We start from the raw sequence: 17577 nt of genomic DNA, 5'->3' as shown, positions 1-17577 counted from the left end.
TAGCTCGGTGATCAGCCGCGTTTGGCCTGCTTCTCGGCAATGGCGTCAGCCACGTCAGCCGGCTCCAGTACGATGCCTTCCTGATCCGGGGTCGGGAACACGGCAACACACAGCTCGTCCTGCTCCATACCGTCAACCCAGCGCTCCAGCCACACCTTGAGGGTGATGGACTGCGGCTTGCAATCGGCCCACTCGCCTTCGGCCCACGCCTTGGCGTACTCCGGGTGCGGCCATACCGGGATGCAATCTTCATCGTCGGTGGTCAGCATCATGACGCCATGCTCGTCAGTCAGGACGAATAGCTCTTCATGCTCGACCAGCTTGCTGATGAAGTGATCGTAACGGTAATCAGCGTTCAGTTGCAGCGCGGCATTGCGCTCGGTGTCGCTCAGTTCATAGCTCATTGGCCAAGTCTCTCTCTCGATAAAGGGCGCCATGTTCACATCTTGTCGTCAGCTTGTCCAGCTTGCAGCCTCCTGACTCCCGTCGGGGAAACAGCAACGCCCATAAGGATAGAGCAGGGCGGCGAATAAAACGTCTCAAGAACCTTCCAGATCTGATTAAAAGGTCGGGGTGATCAGCTCTACATCAGGTTGCTCGCTCAACTTCTGTCGCAGCCAGTAGGCAGACTCTACTTCGACGAAACAGAGTTGATCCCGACCGTCAGCCGCACTTTTCATCAACTGCTCAAATCGCTGCTGTTGTTGTTGCTCCCAGAGAGCGGCAAGCTTTCCGCCATGGGCTTCATCTACCACCTCGCGGCGCAACTCGAACAGGTTATCGGTGATCGGGCTATTGATCTTGGCGGCGGTGTGCCAGTACATCAGCAGGTTATCCATCATCTCTGTATCGTAGTTGGCCAGTGCATCCAGCTCGGGTGTATCACCGCTGTCGCTGGCGGCAAAATCACACCAGCCCGCATCGAGTGACGCCAGCTCATGAGCCCCCTTGGCATGCTTGCGTAACAGCGCAATGTCGGCCCCCTTGCGTGCAGGCAACCATACCTCGCCCTGATGGGCATCCAGCAGGGACGTCAACGAAGCAGCGGGGTAGACAGGAAAGCGGGCACAAAGTGAATGCAGCAGGGATACCAGAGTGATCTTGACCATGAGCGATACCTTGAACAGGGCGAACAGCCACCAATAGACCGTCCGATATAAAGAAGTGCCCTATCCTACCACGTTTGGTCCAGCTCGGCCCTTGGCGAAGCTGTCAGCCAACCATCTGATTACGCCGAAAAAAACAGCATTTGAAACGCAGCATCCAGCCAAAGATCAATAATTTGAGCCAGCGCCCACTAAAGTGGATCCGGGGATGCTAGTTTGCATACATCTTTAGCGTAAGGAGTAAATCCATGATTGGGATCGACCAGGTTTCTAACGAATTCGTGAACGATTTGAAAATACTGGCATGCTTTGATCCGGCCAACATGAGCCTGGGGATTAAATTACGCAGCGATATGTCTGAAGAGTTGTGCCAGGCGGCAGCCCGTCTGCATCAACAGGGGCTCATCAGCGCAGAAGATGGCGGCTATCTCACCCCGTTTGGCATGACCATGGTTGAACACCTGCAACATCTGCTGGTCGCACTCAAACCGCTTTGACCGGCTGTGGTGCCCAGAGCGAAAAGTTGAGTAGCTCCCAGCGCTCCCCTTGGTGAAGATGACAGGCAAACAGCAAAGGACCTTCGGGTCCTTTTACTTTGCCATCCACCAGCCACTCCCCCTCCCTTTCAGGCACCAGTCGCGCATTCACCTCATCGGGTTGCTGTGCAGTGCCCATCCGGACCTGGACAAATTGCTGGCAGATCACCTGCGCTTCCATCACGGATTGAACCGGTACCGGCGCATCGGACGTCGGAGTCAAGGTGGCAGCAAGCAGGAGCGATAGCAGCATGATTCAGCACATGGGAGTCAGTAGCAGAAGCCATATAAACAAAAAGCCGTGGCACCAGAGGTACCACGGCTTTCTTAAATTCTGTAAGAATTACAGAGCGGTTACGTTCTCAGCCTGCGGGCCTTTCTGACCTTGGGTCACAGAGAACTGTACGCGCTGACCTTCAGCCAGGGTACGGAAACCGTTACCTTGAATGGCGCTGAAGTGAACGAAAACGTCCGGGCCGTTTTCTTGCTGGATGAAGCCAAAACCTTTGGTTTCGTTGAAAAACTTAACGGTACCGGTGATCATGTTAGACATATCTTTTAAACCTGTATTCAAAATAATTACTTATGCTTTTCAGCGGGTAAAGCTCAAAAAACGGGATTAACTTATGAACAACAGGACAAGATGTGAAACATCGTATTCATTGACATAACTATCGCCCTTTCAAGCTGGTTTGGATTATACGTGGCTTTGTAGATTACGCAAACAAATTTGTGCCCTGCCAATGACAGGGCAAAAACCGTTATAAGGTGGCTGCTTCCAACGCTTCGACCAGCGCTCTGAGAAAACGAGCCGCCTCGCCGCCAGTACAGGCTCTGTGGTCAAATGTCATCGACAGCGGCAATGCCCTGACGGGACGCGCTTCACCATGGATGAACACCACTTTTTCGAACAGTTTGCCTGCCCCTATGATGGCCACCTGCGGCGGCGTCACGATGGGACTCGCATAGCGGCCTGCGATAGCACCGAAGTTGGTGAGCGTGATGGTCGCCCCCTGCAACATCTCGCGCGGCACGGCGCGCGCCTTCACATCGGCGATCATCCGATCCAGCCCCTGCCGGATATCCGCCCCCTCCCGCTCGGCCACGTTCTCCATCACCGGCACATAGAGGCCATGCTTTGAATCCACCGCGATGGCCACATTGACCTCTTTGAACAGCCGCCGTGACAGGGTGTCGCCATCAAACCAGGCATTCATCGAGGGCTCGGCGCGGCACGCCACGCCAATGGCCTTGATAAGGCGCACCGTCACATCCTCATCAGGGCGCCAGTGACGCAAATCCACCTCGTCGGTGATGCTGACCGGCACCACAGTCTGATGAGAGAGCTCCATCGCCTTGGCCATGGCCCTGCGCGACCCTTTGAGGAATTCGTTGCCACTGCTTTGCTGTGACTCGAATGCCTGCTGCACATCCAGTTCGGTCACCATGCCGCCGCTGCCACTTCCCTTGATCCGGTCGATATCCAGACCCAGTTTTTGTGCCAGCAGGCGCACGGCAGGCATGGCTTGCACCAGCGCTCCACCCGGGGCAATAGCCCCCACCACGAAGTGATCCTCGATATGCTGCTGATGGGCGCTCACCTTGCCCACCACGGTGCCATCATCCTCCCCTCCCTCGAACTCCACCAGCGGCGCACCGATATGGAGGATATCCCCTTCGGCGCCGCAGAGACGGGCAATCACCCCGGCCACCGGAGAGGGCACATCCACCAGCGCCTTGGCCGTTTCCACCGACAAGAGCACCTGATCGACCGCAACGGTATCACCGGCGCTCACCTTCCATTCGACGATCTCGGCTTCGGCCAACCCTTCACCCAGATCCGGTAATTTGAAAAATTTCATAGCCACTGGTTCTCCATCAGCTGGTGAGCGGCATCGGCGATATCCTGCTCGGTGATGAGGTAATACGCTTCGTTGCGATAGTAGGGGACGGCGGCATCCACACCGGTCAGCCGCTTGGGCGGCGCCTTGAGGCAGGGAAGTGCCTGCTCGGTCACCCGCGCCACAATTTCAGCCCCGACCCCGAAGCTGCCACACGCCTCGTGCACCACCAGCAAGCGGCCGGTCTTGCGCACCGAGGTGAGGATGGTCTCCATATCCAGCGGCTTGATGGTGGCCAGATCCAGCACCTCGCACTGGATATCCTGCTCGGCCAACAGGTTCGCCGCCCGCATCACCTCCTGAATGCAGGCTCCCCAGGCCACTATCGTGATATCCCGGCCCGGGCGCAGGGTGAAACAGACATCCAGCGGCAGACCGACACCGTCATCCACCACCTCGGATTTCATCGAGCGATAGATGCGATCCGGTTCGAAAAACATCACGGGATCCGGATCGCGGATGGCCGAGAGCAGCAGGCCATAGGCGCGTCTCGGGCTGGAGGGGATCACAACCCGTAGCCCCGGAATATGGGCAAACAGCGCCTCGACGCTCTCACTGTGATGTTCAGGCGAATGAATGCCCGCGCCATACGGGGAGCGATAGACGAGAGGACAGGAGAGGCGGCCACGGGTGCGGTTTCGCATCCGCGCCGCCTGACAGATGATCTGCTCCATCCCGGGGAAGATGAAGCCCTGAAACTGGAACTCAGCCACCGGCTTGAGCCCCTGGGTCGCCATGCCGACCGCCACCCCGGCGATCAATCCCTCGGCCAACGGCGTGTCGATCACCCGCTTGAAACCGAACTTGTCGCGCAAGCCCACGGTGGCGCGAAACACCCCGCCGTTGACCCCCACATCCTCGCCCAGTACCACCACATCCGGGTCGTGCTCCATCTCGTAGTGAAGAGCCATGTTGACCGCTTCCAGCAAACTGATCTCACTCATGGCCAACCTCCTGCTTCATCCCCTTGGCAATCACTCGCTCGCGCTGGGGCAAGAGTTCGGCGGGCAGGCTGGCGTAGTGATAATCGAGCATCGCCTCCGGCGGCTGGGGCGCCATCGCCTCATAACGGGCGACCGCCTGTTCGACCTCTCGGGTAGCCTCCGCCAGCAGGCTCTGCTCCTGTTCTTCATCCCACCAGCCCTGGCTGTGCATAAACTGGCGCAGCCGCTTGACCGGCTCTTTCGCCCAGGCGGCCTCGACCTCGGCCCCGTCGCGATAGCGAGTGGCATCATCGGCCGTGGTGTGATCGCCGAGGCGATAACTGACCGCTTCTATCAGGGTCGGCCCCTTGCCGCTGCGGGCCCGTTCGACGGCATTGCGCGCGGCATCATAGACCGCGACCACATCGTTGCCATCCACCTGCAGGCTGCGCACCCCTGCACCAATCCCCTTTTGGGCCAGCGTAGGAGCGCTCGATTGCAGCTTGCGCGGCACCGAGATGGCCCACTGATTGTTGTTGACGATGATCACCATCGGCAGGTGCCAGACACCGGCGCAGTTGAGCCCCTCCAGAAAATCCCCCTTGGAGGTGCCGCCATCGCCGATGGTGACTACAGCGACGCGCGGTTGATTACGCAGTTTGAAGGCAGACGCAATGCCGCAGGCGTGGGTGATCTGGGTGGCGATGGGGACGCAGATGGGGAGATCTTCAGAGGGAGTCCCATCGGGTTTGAGAAAATAACTGCCCCGCTCATCACCACCCCAATATTGCAGGTTCTTCTCCATCGGTACGCCCCGCACATAGAGGGTGGGCATGTCCCGATAGTAGGGAACGTAGACATCCTGCGGTTGCATGGCGAGACCGATGCCAATCCCCACGGCTTCTGCGCCGAGATGGGAGGGAAAAGTACCGAGTTTGCCGGTTCGTTGCAGCGCTATCGCTTTTTTGTCATAGCTGCGCACCTTCACCATATTGCGGTAAAAGGTGTGCAGTATCGCCTTGTCCAGCCAGGTCGGTAAGGTGGCGACCGGGCACCCTTCCGCATCGAGGTAACGAAGGAAAGGGATGTCGACATGGGTCATAACTGGCTCCTTGCCGTTGTGAGCGTCACCGATGCTGGTGACACCTAGATGTAAATACCTTGTTAAATAAAAAGCAAAGGGATTTACTCAGGTAAGACCAGTAGAAACTTCTTTAAAGTAGCGAAGGAGCTGAATTTTCGGCGATGAGTGGCAAGGTATGCCGTAAATGGTGCAACTTTGCAGCGCTGAAGACAGGATGCCAAATATTGAAAAGGGGAGCCTTGCTCCCCCTTCTGTTACTCAAGTCAGCGGTTACACCAACCAGCAGTTACGCCAGCCACTGTTGCAGCTGGCGGGCCATGCCAACTGGCAGCAAGTGAGCGCGACTCAACAAGCGGCTGCGCCAGGGCTCGGCGAGCAAGGTGGGGCAAATTCGCATCTCCCGCCCCCGGTCAGCCACGCGCACCAACCGATCGATAAGTGTCTCCAGCGGCGGATGCTCTGGCCAGTGGGGATAGAGGTCAGCAGTCGCGATCCCGGCCAGCTCGCACACCCGCTCCTCTTCCTCATCTCCCTTTCCATCAGCCATTGGCCAGGGGTGAAGCACCTGCAGCCAACCCGGCCGTGCAGCCTCCAGCAACTGGCCCAGCGTCGGCTGCGCAAAGTGGGGATCCCCTGCGACTTTGAACAGATGGCGCGCCCCCACCAGCACCACCACGCCGCGGGCGGGAAGTGCAAGAAGATCGTCGGCCAGCGCCTGATCCCGCCCCCTGTTGTGTAGCTGCCACCGCTCCGGGCTCATCTCCTGCCACTCGAATAAAGGCTCGCAGAGATGCACCCGCAGCCGCACATGTTCGGGGCGCGCCAGATTGCTCTGGCGCAGAGCGGAAAAGAGAGCCGGAAACTCGGGGGCCATCCAGGCGGGAAAGGCACAGGAGTCAAGCCAGACCGGATAGAGCCGTGCCAGCGTCAGCGGCTCCCCCTGCCAGCTCTCCTGCCCCGTCAGCCAGGCATCGAGCAGGCCCTGATGGCGGCGGTTGCCGCACTCCAGCACCAGATCGGTCATGACTCCCCAGAGCGCCGGATCACACAACCAGGCGTGCTGGCGCCGGATAAAATCCGGGTGCCAGTGCGGCTCCCCCAGCCCCACCAGCTTGCCCGCCTGCAAGGCTTCCCGGATGGCGGCAACCGGGGTCATGCGTCCCCCTCCTGCCGGATGTGCGGTTGTTGCCCGACCCCATCGACCCGCTCACCAATAAGGGCGCCGATCTTCGCCAACCAGTCGGGATGCACCATCTCCTGATGCAGACAGGGGAAGCGCTCATAGCGGATCTCCCCTTTTGTCAGCAGCTCCCAGCCACGTCCATCCAGCCAGGGCTGGCGGGAGGCTGAGGCCTCGATAAAGATCACCTCCCCGTGGTAGCAATAGTCGACCGGCTGACGGATCAGCCGGTTGTTGTGGCCCACCAGCTCAATCATGGCGCTCACCACCTGCTCGTCGAGCATGGCCAGCGCACTCCCCTCCGCCCCCAGTCGGGCCACCACCTCGTCTCGAGTGAGGGAGTCGAGCGCATCGTCCGCAACCGCAATGCCTCCCATCCGCAGCAACGCATCGAGCATCCGCTGCTCGTCGGGCAACGGCTGGGTTTGCCACTGCTGACAGGGGTAGGCATCGAGCAGCAGCACCATGGCCACCTCCTGTCCCTGCTCTTGCAGCATGGCGGCCATCCGGTGCACCAGCATGCCCCCGAGCGACCAGCCGAGCAGCCAGTAGGGCCCCTCGCTCTGTTGACGACGCAGCTCGGTCACATAGTCGAGCGCCAGCTCGTCGAAGCTGGCGGGCAGCGGGGCATCCGGCTGACAGAGCGCCCTCGCCTGCAGGGCATAGACGGCCATGTCGGCCGGCAGATGGGGCACCAGCGGCGCATAACACCAGCCGAGCCCCCCTGCGGGATGGACGCAAAAGAGGGTGGGGCGCGATGAGCCCGATTGAGAACCATGCGCCCGCAGGGGCAACAGCATGGGCATGGCCTCCCGCTCGCCGCCAAGACGGCGCGCCAGCTGGGCAGGGCTCGGTGCTTCGAACAGGCTAGCCAGAGTGAGAGTCTGTCCAAGCGACTCTTCAATACGCACCACCAACTGCGCCGCCAGCAGGGAGTGGCCGCCGAGGGCAAAGAAGTTATCGTCGGCGCCGACCCGCGCCAGCCCCAGAACCTCGGCGAAGAGGCGACAGAGCCGCTCCTCCAGCAAGGTTTTCGGCAGTAACTGACCCACCGCCGACGCCATGTCGGGCAGCGGCAGCCCCTTGCGATCCAGCTTGCCATTGGGGGTGAGTGGCAGCTCGGCCAGGTTTACCAGGAGCCCCGGCACCATGTAGTCAGGCAAGGCTGCGCCAAGGGCAGGTGTAAGCTCGGCCAGCGTCAGATCTCTGCTATCTGCGGCCACCACGTAGGCCACCAGACGGCGATCGCCGGGGGCAAATTCGGGGGCCAGCACCACCGCCTGCGCCACCCGGGGATCGCGCAGCAGCACCTGCTCGATCTCCTCCAGCTCGATGCGTTGACCACGGATCTTCACCTGAAAATCGAGGCGCCCCAGATACTCGATGGCGCCATCCTCGCGCCAGGCGGCCAGATCGCCGCTGCGATAGAGCCGTCCCGCGCCGAAGGGGTTGGCAATAAAGCGCTCGGCGGTGAGCTCGGGCTGGCCAAAGTAGCCCTCCGCCACCTGCACGCCGCCGATCCAGAGCTCCCCCGCCACACCGGGCGGCACCGGCTGCAACCAAGGGTCGAGAATGTGGATGCTGGTATTCCAGACCGGATAGCCGATGGGCACGCTGGTCACCGCCTCATCTGCCCGGCAGGGATACCAGGTGACATCCACCGCCGCCTCGGTCGGACCATAGAGGTTGTGCAGGGGAGCTGAAAATATCCCATACCAGCGCTGCACCAGATCCGCGGGCAGCGCCTCGCCGGAGCAGAATACCTGCCGCAGTGCCCTGCAACGCGCAGGTTCGGCTTGTGCGACGAAGATCTGCAGCATGGAGGGGACAAAGTGCAAGGTGGTGATCCCGGCCTGCTCAATCAGCTCGGCAAGGTAGGCGGGATCCTTGTGGCCGCCCGGTTTGGCGAGCACCAGTCGCGCCCCGGTCATAAAGGGCCAGAAGAACTCCCAGATGGAGACATCGAAACCGGCCGGGGTCTTTTGCAGCACCCGATCCGCCGGGCCGATGGGATACATGTGCTGCATCCAGAGCAGCCGGTTGACGATGGCACCATGGCTCACTACCACCCCTTTGGGCCGACCGGTCGAACCTGAGGTGTAGATGATGTAGGCCGCATCTTCCGGTTTGGGGGCTGGCAGCTCACAAGGTGCTGTCGTTGCCAACTCTACCGCCGCCAGCTGCTCTGCCACACCGGGGGCATCGAGGCAGACAAGTGGCGCAGCCACGTCGGGCAGCATCTGAAGCGTATGGCTGGTCAACACCAGCGCGGGATCGCTGCTGGCGAGAATGTAGCCGATCCGCTCCGCCGGGTAGTCCGGATCAACGGGTACATAGACGGCCCCCACCGCCATGATGGCCTGCTGGGCGAGAATCAGCTCGGGAGAGCGCGGGATCACCACAGCCACCCGGCAACCGGGGCCCACGCCCCTCCCTGCCAGATAGCTGGCCAGCTGGCGGGTACGCTGGCGCAGCTCGGCAACACTCCAGCGCTCGGCGCCACACTCCAGCGCGATGGCGCTCTGATCTGCCGCCGCCAGCCCCTCGGCCAGCAGTGCGCTCAGAGTGGTAGTCGGCAACGGATAGTCGGTCTGGTTCCAGCGCACCAGCTCAGCCTGCTCACAGGACAGCAGCAGCGGCAAGCGCACTGCCAGGGCCTCGTCATCCGCCTCACTCCAGGCGGCCAGATAAGCTACCAGCCGGGCCAGATGACGTTCACTCTCCTGTTGGCTGAAGCGCCCCTGATGTGCTTCGAGGGTCAGGGTCATCGCGCCTGCCTCCTCGGCAAAGTAGAAGGCGCACTCCTCCACCGGCCCCGCCGCCAGCACCTGCACCTCGCCACGAACCTGGTTGTGCCCTTCACCAAAGCTGAGGGTACGGGCAAAGGGCATCAGGTTGACCTGAGGGCCAAACAGCGGCTGGCCCGGCTGACGCTGTTGCAACCACTCCTGACGGCAGCCCTGATGACGGCGCAGGGCGGCAAATTGCCGCTCGACCTGTGCCAGCAACTCCCCTATCCGGCTGGTGCCGCTCAGCTCGATGCGCAGGGGCACGACATTGACCTTCATGCAGGGGGTATCGGCCGCCGCTGAGCCCAGCCGCCCCATCAGCGGAATACCCAGCACCACCTCGCCAGCGCCGCTCATCCGCTGCACATAGTTGGCCACCGCCGCCAGCAGCAGACTGTATGGGTGACAGGCCGAACGACTCGCCCGTGCCACCAATGCCTGCCACTGGCGGCCAGCCAGCCGCTGCTCAAGACGATATGTGGGTCCCGGCCCTTGCGCCGGACGGCGGGAGAGCGACGCCGGATTCTCCACCCCGGCCAGCTGCTGCACGAAGAAATCGCGATCCCGCGCGGCACGCGGCGAATCCTGATAAGCCGCCTCCTCGGCCAGCAGCTCTTGCTGGGATGCATAGCGACAGGGGGCAGGCTGCTCACCGGCGCAGAGCGCCTCATACCAGCTCACCACCCGCTGGGAGAGCAAACTCAGGCCAAAGCCGTCGATGGCGATATGGTGCACAGCGATAAACCAGGCCCACCGCCCCTCGTCAAGGCGATAAAGGGTGGTGGCAAACAGCGGCCCCCCGGCCAGATTGAAGGGGACGGCCAACTGCGCACGCATCTCGACCTGCGCGGCCGCGAGTGGGTCGGCTTCGCTGCGCAGATCCCGCTCTGCCAGCTGCCAGCAGGCGGGGTTGGCCACCATCTGCGGGCCATCGGCAGTGGCCACAAAAGCGCAGTGCAGACCGGGGATCTCGTCGATGGTCTGGCGCACAGCGCGGGTGAAGTGATGGGGAGCCAGCGCCCCCTCCAGCAGCCAGTACTCGCCGGTATTGCAGGCGGGGCTCTGCGGATATTTTTGCTGGGCAAACCAGATGCCCGCCTGAGCGGTGGTAAGCGACCAGCGCGGCTGCTCCCCACGCTGGTGGGTGGCGCGCATCGCCATTGTCTGTTCCATGGGAATGTCCTTGCGCAAACATCAAGCGGGCAGCGGCTTGCCCCTGCCCGCATAGCTGAAAAGCGAGGAGGCCTGGCCTCCTCCATAAAGAGAGTGTCACGCCTGCCAGATCGGCAGCCCGCGGGCTAGACCCCCAGGGTGGCACCGCCATCGACCACCAGATCCTGCAGGGTGATATGGCTGGCCGCATCGGAGGCGAGAAACAGCACGCAGGCAGCCACCTCGTCGGGGGTCCCAAGTTTGCCAAGGGGGATCCCCAGCTTGAACTGCCCGGGCAGACCCGCGATAGTGCGCAGCTCTCCTTCCCGCTGCTCAGCCTCCCCCTCCTGCCACATGCCGTACAGCATCGGGGTACGGGTCGAGCCCGGTGACACCAGATTGCAGCGCACCCCATAGGGGGCGAGTTCCAGCCCTGCCGTTTGGGTGAGACTGGTCAGCGCCGCCTTGGAGGCGCCATAGATGCCCATCCCCACTCGCGGTACCCGACCGGCATTGGAGGAGACATTGACGATGGCGCCCCTGCGTCGCCCCTGAAACCAGGGGGTCAGGGCCCGCATCAGGTAGAAGGGGGCGAAGGTGTTGATGGCAAAGGTGCGCAGCAAGAGGTCGTCATCCACCTCATCGAGCCTGCCGGTCGCCAGCACGCCCGCGACATTGACCAGCACATCGGGCCCCAGCCCCTCGTCCAGCAGTTGTTCGCAGCAGCGGGTCACGGCCTCGCTGTCGCTCACATCGATCAGCACTCCCTTCACGTTGCCGGGCAGTGCCTCGACCAGTTGCAGATCGAACGCCACCACGCTGGCCCCCGCCTCGGCAAAGGTGCGCGCCACCGCATGGCCAATTCCCTGCGCCGCACCGGTTACCCAGACGGTTCTGCCTTGCCACTCGCTCATGGGGTGCACTCCGGTTCGCTGACGTGATCTTCGTTGACCTGATAAGCCGTGTCCTGACTGACATTCAGCTGACGGGAGAGGAGCGCCCACCAGTGAGCCAGGGTCGGCGTGCGGGCCAGCTCGGCCAGCTCCACCACCAGCCCCTGCTGATGCCACTCCTCCACCAGCCCCATCACCGCCAGCGAATCGAGACCATAGTCGAGCAGGTTCTCATCCTCGGTGGGCTGCTCCTGCTGCATCTCGGCGGGCAGCCGTGCCAACACCTGAGCACGCAGTGACTCGCGAGTCAGAGGGCGTTTGCTGGCCGCCATCACCTCGGCCACGGTAATCACCCGACCGGCATTGCGGCTGACGTAGGATAGCGCCAGCAGATGATCCTCGCGGGAGAAGTCGGCGATGGCATCAGCCACCAGGAAGGGGCGGATATCGCGCATAAAAGCATCGACCGCCGTCTGCATCACCCCGATATGACCGTAGATGCCGCAGATCACCAGCTGATCCCGCCCCCATCCGGCCATCAGCTCGGCCAGCGGTGAGCGGCAAAAAGCGCTGTAGCGCCACTTGGTCAGCACCGTATCCTGCGGCTCGGGCGCCAGCGCCGAAACAATCGGCTGACGCTCCGGCGCCCGGGTCAACCCCGGCCCCCACATGTCGTTGAGCAGCGCCCGATCGGCCTGACTCTGCTCGGCGGGCTGAGCGGTATAGACCACCGGCATACCGAGAGCACGCGCCTGACGGGTCAGGGCAGCGATATGGTCGATGACCTGATTGATCAGCGGATTGCCCGCCCCGTAGAAATCGACGAAATAGTGCTGCATATCGTGGACCAGCAAGGCGGCGCGGCCTGGTTCGAAAGGCCAGTTCACCCGCCCGGTGGGCAGCTCCTCTGCGGTAGGCAGCGGATAGGCGTCGAGGGATTGAATGGTCATGCACACTCCTTGGCAAGCTGCTCGCGCAGCCTCTGTTTGTCTATCTTGCCGACCGGGGTGTGGGGCAGTTGCTCCACCAGCACCAGGCGATCGGGTAGTTTGTAATCGGCCACCCCCTGCTCGCGCAGGAAACGGCGCAAGCGGGGCAGATTGAGGGGCTCGCGGCACATCAGAAAGGCGCAGCTGCGCTCCCCGAGCATGGGATCCGGCATGGCGACCAGTGCCGCCTGCCGCACCTCCGGGTGGGTCAGCAACAGCTCTTCAATCTCGAGGGCATCGATCTTCTCCCCACCCCGGTTGACCTGATCCTTGTTGCGCCCCACCACCATCAGATGACCACTGGGCAAGCGGCAGACCAGATCGCCGGTGCAGTAGAAACCGTCCCGATCAAAAGCCCGCTGATTGTGAGCATCGGCCTTGAAGTAGCCGCGAAAGGTGTAGGGGCCGCGCGTCCAGAGCTCACCGCACTCGCCATCGGGCAAGGGGCGCCCGTCGCTATCCCTCACTTCCACCTCGTCGCCCGGGCTCATCGGACGGCCCTGGGTATTGACGATGTGCCACTGGTCATCCTCGATGCGGGTGTAGTTGACCAGCCCCTCGGCCATGCCGAAGACCTGCTGCAAGCGGCAACCAAGGCGGCTCGCTACCGCATCGGCATGAGCCGGGCTGAGGCGCGCACCGCCCACCTGCACACACTCCAGGGAGGTCTGCGGATAGTGGCTGGCCGCCTCCAGCCAGAGCGCCAGAGCCGGTGGCACCAGCGCCGCCCAGTTGACCTGATGGCGTTGCACCAGCGGCAGACAGGTTGCGGCGGAAGGATCCTTTGCCAGCACCACGCAGCCACCGGCATAAAACACCCCGAGTGCCCCGGGGGAACTCAGGGGAAAGTTGTGGGGCGCTGGCAGGGCGCAGAGATAGATCACCCGCTCATCCCAACCGCACACCGCTACGCTCTGGCGCACGCTGTAGCCATAGTCATCGTGGGTACGGGGGATCAGTTTGGGGGTGCCGGTGCTGCCGCCGGAGAGCTGGAAAAAAGCGACTTGATCGGCCGGGGTAGGAGTTGGCGCGATAGCCGTCAGCGGCGAACCATCAGCACGGGCTATGGGGTCAGGCTGACACCATGCAAATCCTGACTGAAGATCGGAGCCTTCAGCCTGCTCGAACAGCAGTGTCTGGCAGGAAGGAGATACCAGCTCATCAAGGGCCACGAGGCTCCCCGCTTCACCGGCAAAGCCGGGATGGGAGGGGCTGAGTACCAGCAAGGCGGGCTCAATCTGGCGGGCAAAGGCCACCAGCTCGCGCCGCTGATGGCTGTAGAGGGCATGCACCGCCACCACGCCGCAGCGGATCAGGGCAAACCAGCAGATATAGAACTCGGCGCAGTTGGGCAACTGCACCAGCGCGGTATCGCCATGGCCCAGCCCGCGCGCGGCCAGCCGCGCCGCCAGCGCATCGACCTCACGCTTTAACTGGCCATAACTGAGGGTTCGCTCGCCGCAGATCAGGGCCGTGCGCTCGGGATAACGTTCGGCAGAGTCATCGAGCAGGGCGGTGAGCGGTTGTCCGCGCCACCACCCTTGTGCCCGGTAGTGGGCTGCCAGCTCGGCGGGCCAGGGGGTAAAGGGCACCAGCGGCTTCATGCGGTTACCTCCGGCTCCCGGCTTTCGAGGCCGAAGGCGCGCAGCATGGTGCCGAGCTTGGCGGCGGTCTCCTGCCACTCCGCTTCCGGCGAAGAGCCCACCACCACCCCGGCGCCAGCATAGAGTCGCAGTTGCCTACCGGCCAGCACGCCACAGCGAATGGTGACAACCCACTCGCCATTGCCATCGGCATCCATCCAGCCGACAGCGCCACAGTAGAAGCGGCGATCGTACCCCTCGAGCCGGGCGATGGCCTGAAGTGCTGCCGAAAGAGGCGTGCCGCATACCGCCGGTGTCGGGTGCAGTGCCAGCGCCAGTGCCAGAACGGGAGAGGGCTCATGGAGCCGCCCGGCGATGCGGGTCGAGAGGTGCCACATGGTAGGGGTCGCGATCACCTGCGGCTCCAGAGGGACGTCCAGCTCTCGGCAGAAGGGAGCGAGGGCGGCGGCGACCGCATCGGCCACCAGCGCATGTTCATAGCGATCCTTCTGCGCCCCCAGCAGCTCGGCACTGGCCGCCTGTTGATCGGAAAACGCGTGGCGCGGACGGGAGCCCGCCAGCGGATTGCTCACCACCGCCATCTCGCTGCGTGATACCAGCAGCTCGGGGCTGGCGCCAAGCAGGGTCTCCCCCTCCGGCAGCGGGATCTGGAACACATAGGCCCCCGGATTCTGGGCCAACAGAGAGCCATAGGCGTGTGCGGGGGAGGTCTGCTCTGCGCTCTGCACATCGATGGCGCGCGACAACACCACTTTCTCGAGTTGCCCCTCGCTGAACTGCTGCAACGCTGCCCGCACCGCCCCCTGATAGTGGGCAGAGCCGGTCACTTCGCTCACCTCGCCATGGAGCTGGCAACAGCGGGCAGGCAACATCGCATCCCTTGCGACCCACTGCGATTGTGCCGGGATCACCAGATGCCAGGGGGATTGGGTATCAAACGGAATGGCGCCGATGGCGATGGGATTGACCATCCCCTGCTGGCGCAGCTGACGCAGATGGGCGAGCAGCTTCTCCGGCGGGATGCCGGTAAAACTGTCGTGGATACCGGAGGCGACCAGTACCCTGTCACCGCTTGCAAAACAGCACACTTTATCCAGCCCGACCGCTGTGGCGGGCCACTCTCCTTCCAGTGCATGGTCACACATGACGGTGCTACTCCTTGGAATGAATCACTGCCTGACACGACTTAAAGTGAGTCATTTAACAAAGTGAGTCATTTGACTCACCAGATATCAGGGTGAACGGCATCCTAACAAGGAGCGAAAAAACGATCAATACAAATGAGAATCAATTTCATTAACTTCTTTTTAGTCAAAAGCGGGTGACGAACGAAACTGAGCTTCGCCGATAAAAAAGAGTTGCGATCGGAGCAAATTCAACTTGATAATGATAACGCTTATCATTTGAATATTATGGAAGATGTAAATAATGAAATCCTCAACCTCCCGTTTTATTGCTCCCAGCCTGCTGGCCACCACCATCGTCACTCTGCTGACCCAGCAAGCGATCGCCGCCAGCAACGCCCCTCAAGCCGATGAAGTGATCACCGTCACCACAACGGCGCACAATACCCGCTCGGCACCGGCCTCTATCTCTGTCATCACGGCCGAACAGATCGCCGCCGCACCGGTCAATGACCTTGCAGACCTGCTGCGCCACGAAGTAGGCATTCAGGCTGAGGCTGACACCAATGGCCGCAGCGATATCGGCATTCGCGGCATGTCCGGCAAATACACCTTGGTACTGGTAGATGGCAAACGCCTCTCCTCCTCCAATGCCCTGTGGCGCGGCGGCAACTTCGACAACACTCCCGTACCCCTTGGCATGATCCAGCGGGTCGAGGTGATCCGTGGCCCCATGTCGGCACTTTACGGCTCCGATGCCATCGGTGGTGTCATCAATATCATCACCAAACAGCCGGGCAAAACCTGGCAAGGGGCGGCCGATGCCGACTTCAAGGCCATCGAAGGCAAGGATGGCGGCGATCAGCACAGAACCAACCTGGGCTTTACCGGCCCGCTGACCGACAACCTGCTGATCCGGATGAACGGCGAGGTGTATGACCGTCAAGCCTGGACCCCCACCGAAGCTGCTGACGGTATCCCCCTTATCGAAGCAAAGCAGACCCGCAACTTCGCCTCCACCCTGAGCTGGCTGGTGGATGAGCAGCAACGCTTCGAGCTGGATTACCTCTACAACCAAGATGAGCGGCCTCTCGATATCTTCCGCAAAACCGGCAACAAGGTGCACAGTCGCCAGCAGCAAAACGATCGCAACCTGTTTGGTCTGACCCACAAGGGGAACTGGAGCTGGGGTGACACCACCGTCATGGCCAACTACGAGACCTCCCAGATCGACGACTTCAACACCAGCTACTCTGCCCCACAGCAGCGGGAGCTGGAAGAGAACACCCTGACCCTCAAGGCCTATACCAACCTGGCGCTGGCCAACCACTACCTGACCCTGGGTGGTGAATATCTGGATCGGGAGCTGGTGGATGCGGTGAGCTACAAGGATATCGGCGGTAAAGAGAGTCACTCCCAGGAGGCGCTGTTCGCTCAGGACGAAATTGGCCTGACCGACAGCCTGACCTTCACGCTGGGCGGCCGTTACGATCACCACGAGATCTACGGCAGCCACTTCACCCCGCGCGGCTATCTGGTCTATGAGATGAACGATGTGGTGACAGTGAAAGGCGGTGTCAGCCAGGCCTTCAAGGCACCGGCACCACACCAGTACTCCAACGGTTACAGCATCGAGAGCTGCGGCGGCAGCTGCCGCATCTATGGCAGTGACAAGGTCAAGCCGGAAACCAGCACCAACTACGAGCTGGGTGTCATCGCAGGAGAAGGGATCTGGGAAACCAGCGCCACCCTGTTTTACTCCGACATCGACGACATGCTCACCTTCAAGCAGTTGCCGAACTCCACTGACCGCACCTGGTACAACCTGGAGAAAGCCACTACCAAGGGGCTGGAACTGACCGGCAAGCTCGATCTGACCGACGATATCAACCTCGGAGCCAACTACACCTACCTCAAGGCGGAGGGCGATCAGGGCCAGGCTCTGCCTGAGCGGCCTGAGCACAAGGCCAACGCCAAGATCACCTGGCAGGCCACCGAGCGGGTCAATGCCTTTGTCGGCACCACCTACACCGGCGCCCAGTTTGCCGAGCAGACCGTCAACAAGGTTGTCGTACTGCACAAGCTGCCCAGCTATCAGACCTTCGATCTCGGCACCGGCTTCAAGGTCACCGAGAACTTTGACCTGCGACTGGGGATCAACAACCTGACCGACGTGCGCCTGCAAGAGAAAGACACCGTCTTCCAGAACGTCGAACCGGGTCGCAGCTACTACGTCAGCGGCTCAGCCCGCTTCTAAGGTAGCCAAGGCCGATATAACAGAGCGCGGGCCCATGCC

At 61.9% G+C, this 17577-nt stretch carries 15 protein-coding genes; 2 read left to right on the top strand and 13 right to left on the bottom strand.

Translation table 11 applies throughout. The annotated features are described in order from the left end of the window. Nucleotides 1–11: 11 nt before the first annotated feature. Together ACB035_RS01805 and ACB035_RS01800 are read right to left on the bottom strand one after the other, a co-directional pair. A complete protein-coding gene (locus tag ACB035_RS01805) occupies nucleotides 12–404 on the bottom strand; it encodes a DUF2750 domain-containing protein (RefSeq protein ID WP_005334204.1) in 393 nt (130 codons plus the stop codon). A gap of 156 nt (nucleotides 405–560) precedes the next feature. Further along, nucleotides 561–1109, bottom strand: coding sequence for a hypothetical protein (locus tag ACB035_RS01800; RefSeq protein WP_274161365.1), 549 nt, complete (start codon nucleotides 1107–1109; stop codon nucleotides 561–563). A 245-nt stretch (nucleotides 1110–1354) separates the two neighbouring features. Between ACB035_RS01800 and ACB035_RS01795 the strand changes: the two genes are divergently transcribed. Then, complete coding sequence (locus tag ACB035_RS01795) at nucleotides 1355–1603, top strand: TIGR02647 family protein (RefSeq protein WP_005334209.1); 249 nt, start codon at nucleotides 1355–1357, stop codon at nucleotides 1601–1603. Here ACB035_RS01795 and ACB035_RS01790 read toward each other — a convergent pair. The 11 genes from ACB035_RS01790 to ACB035_RS01740 all read right to left on the bottom strand — a co-directional run bounded on the left by ACB035_RS01790 (nucleotide 1590) and on the right by ACB035_RS01740 (nucleotide 15302). Beyond that, the gene (locus ACB035_RS01790; protein ID WP_371166533.1) at nucleotides 1590–1895 is read right to left on the bottom strand and encodes a hypothetical protein; all 306 of its coding nucleotides are present in this window, start codon (nucleotides 1893–1895) and stop codon (nucleotides 1590–1592) included. The genes ACB035_RS01795 and ACB035_RS01790 overlap by 14 nt on opposite strands. Before the next feature lie 90 nt (nucleotides 1896–1985). Further along, nucleotides 1986–2195: a cold-shock protein gene (locus ACB035_RS01785; protein ID WP_005302803.1), complete on the bottom strand. Its 210-nt coding sequence runs from the start codon at nucleotides 2193–2195 to the stop codon at nucleotides 1986–1988. A gap of 208 nt (nucleotides 2196–2403) precedes the next feature. After that, the gene (locus tag ACB035_RS01780) at nucleotides 2404–3504 is read right to left on the bottom strand and encodes a dihydrolipoamide acetyltransferase family protein (RefSeq protein WP_157161063.1); all 1101 of its coding nucleotides are present in this window, start codon (nucleotides 3502–3504) and stop codon (nucleotides 2404–2406) included. Beyond that, nucleotides 3501–4487, bottom strand: coding sequence for an alpha-ketoacid dehydrogenase subunit beta (locus ACB035_RS01775; RefSeq protein ID WP_371166532.1), 987 nt, complete (start codon nucleotides 4485–4487; stop codon nucleotides 3501–3503). The genes ACB035_RS01780 and ACB035_RS01775 overlap by 4 nt, the downstream gene beginning before the upstream one ends. Further along, nucleotides 4480–5568, bottom strand: a complete 1089-nt coding sequence (pdhA, locus tag ACB035_RS01770; RefSeq protein WP_371166531.1) for a pyruvate dehydrogenase (acetyl-transferring) E1 component subunit alpha — start codon at nucleotides 5566–5568, stop codon at nucleotides 4480–4482. The genes ACB035_RS01775 and pdhA overlap by 8 nt, the downstream gene beginning before the upstream one ends. Nucleotides 5569–5836: 268 nt before the next feature. Then, entirely contained in the window at nucleotides 5837–6706 is an 870-nt protein-coding gene (locus ACB035_RS01765) for a hypothetical protein (protein ID WP_371166530.1), read from the bottom strand. Further along, nucleotides 6703–10692 (bottom strand): amino acid adenylation domain-containing protein, encoded by a 3990-nt coding sequence (locus ACB035_RS01760; RefSeq protein WP_371166529.1) that lies wholly within the window; start codon nucleotides 10690–10692, stop codon nucleotides 6703–6705. Before ACB035_RS01760 ends, ACB035_RS01765 begins: the two co-directional genes overlap by 4 nt. Nucleotides 10693–10817: 125 nt before the next feature. Further along, nucleotides 10818–11585 carry a 2,3-dihydro-2,3-dihydroxybenzoate dehydrogenase gene (dhbA, locus tag ACB035_RS01755; RefSeq protein WP_371166528.1) on the bottom strand — a complete coding sequence of 256 codons (768 nt, stop codon included), beginning with the start codon at nucleotides 11583–11585 and terminating at the stop codon, nucleotides 10818–10820. Continuing rightward, nucleotides 11582–12514, bottom strand: a complete 933-nt coding sequence (locus ACB035_RS01750; protein ID WP_371166527.1) for an isochorismatase family protein — start codon at nucleotides 12512–12514, stop codon at nucleotides 11582–11584. The genes dhbA and ACB035_RS01750 overlap by 4 nt, the downstream gene beginning before the upstream one ends. Beyond that, nucleotides 12511–14157, bottom strand: a complete 1647-nt coding sequence (locus ACB035_RS01745; RefSeq protein ID WP_371166526.1) for a (2,3-dihydroxybenzoyl)adenylate synthase — start codon at nucleotides 14155–14157, stop codon at nucleotides 12511–12513. Before ACB035_RS01745 ends, ACB035_RS01750 begins: the two co-directional genes overlap by 4 nt. Next, entirely contained in the window at nucleotides 14154–15302 is a 1149-nt protein-coding gene (locus ACB035_RS01740; RefSeq protein ID WP_371166525.1) for an isochorismate synthase MenF, read from the bottom strand. The genes ACB035_RS01745 and ACB035_RS01740 overlap by 4 nt, the downstream gene beginning before the upstream one ends. Nucleotides 15303–15585: 283 nt before the next feature. Here ACB035_RS01740 and ACB035_RS01735 point away from each other — a divergent pair, with 283 nt between their 5' ends. Then, nucleotides 15586–17538, top strand: coding sequence for a TonB-dependent receptor domain-containing protein (locus ACB035_RS01735; protein WP_371166524.1), 1953 nt, complete (start codon nucleotides 15586–15588; stop codon nucleotides 17536–17538). Nucleotides 17539–17577: the final 39 nt, after the last annotated feature.

It is taken from the genome of Aeromonas sp. S12(2024) (assembly GCF_041402305.1).
GTDB lineage: Bacteria > Pseudomonadota > Gammaproteobacteria > Enterobacterales > Aeromonadaceae > Aeromonas > Aeromonas veronii.
This window is presented reverse-complemented; position numbering and strand designations above follow the sequence as displayed.

Bases quoted from the DNA above. Each gene is read 5' to 3' on its own strand.
- ACB035_RS01805 (WP_005334204.1), bottom strand. From the start codon at position 404: ATGAGCTATGAACTGAGCGACACCGAGCGCAATGCCGCGCTGCAACTG.
- ACB035_RS01760 (WP_371166529.1), bottom strand. From the start codon at position 10,692: ATGGAACAGACAATGGCGATGCGCGCCACCCACCAGCGTGGGGAGCAG.
- ACB035_RS01750 (WP_371166527.1), bottom strand. From the start codon at position 12,514: ATGACCATTCAATCCCTCGACGCCTATCCGCTGCCTACCGCAGAGGAG.
- pdhA (WP_371166531.1), bottom strand. From the start codon at position 5,568: ATGACCCATGTCGACATCCCTTTCCTTCGTTACCTCGATGCGGAAGGG.
- ACB035_RS01745 (WP_371166526.1), bottom strand. From the start codon at position 14,157: ATGAAGCCGCTGGTGCCCTTTACCCCCTGGCCCGCCGAGCTGGCAGCC.
- ACB035_RS01740 (WP_371166525.1), bottom strand. From the start codon at position 15,302: ATGTGTGACCATGCACTGGAAGGAGAGTGGCCCGCCACAGCGGTCGGG.
- dhbA (WP_371166528.1), bottom strand. From the start codon at position 11,585: ATGAGCGAGTGGCAAGGCAGAACCGTCTGGGTAACCGGTGCGGCGCAG.
- ACB035_RS01780 (WP_157161063.1), bottom strand. From the start codon at position 3,504: ATGAAATTTTTCAAATTACCGGATCTGGGTGAAGGGTTGGCCGAAGCC.
- ACB035_RS01765 (WP_371166530.1), bottom strand. From the start codon at position 6,706: ATGACCCCGGTTGCCGCCATCCGGGAAGCCTTGCAGGCGGGCAAGCTG.
- ACB035_RS01785 (WP_005302803.1), bottom strand. From the start codon at position 2,195: ATGTCTAACATGATCACCGGTACCGTTAAGTTTTTCAACGAAACCAAA.
- ACB035_RS01790 (WP_371166533.1), bottom strand. From the start codon at position 1,895: ATGCTGCTATCGCTCCTGCTTGCTGCCACCTTGACTCCGACGTCCGAT.
- ACB035_RS01735 (WP_371166524.1), top strand. From the start codon at position 15,586: ATGAAATCCTCAACCTCCCGTTTTATTGCTCCCAGCCTGCTGGCCACC.
- ACB035_RS01795 (WP_005334209.1), top strand. From the start codon at position 1,355: ATGATTGGGATCGACCAGGTTTCTAACGAATTCGTGAACGATTTGAAA.
- ACB035_RS01775 (WP_371166532.1), bottom strand. From the start codon at position 4,487: ATGAGTGAGATCAGTTTGCTGGAAGCGGTCAACATGGCTCTTCACTAC.
- ACB035_RS01800 (WP_274161365.1), bottom strand. From the start codon at position 1,109: ATGGTCAAGATCACTCTGGTATCCCTGCTGCATTCACTTTGTGCCCGC.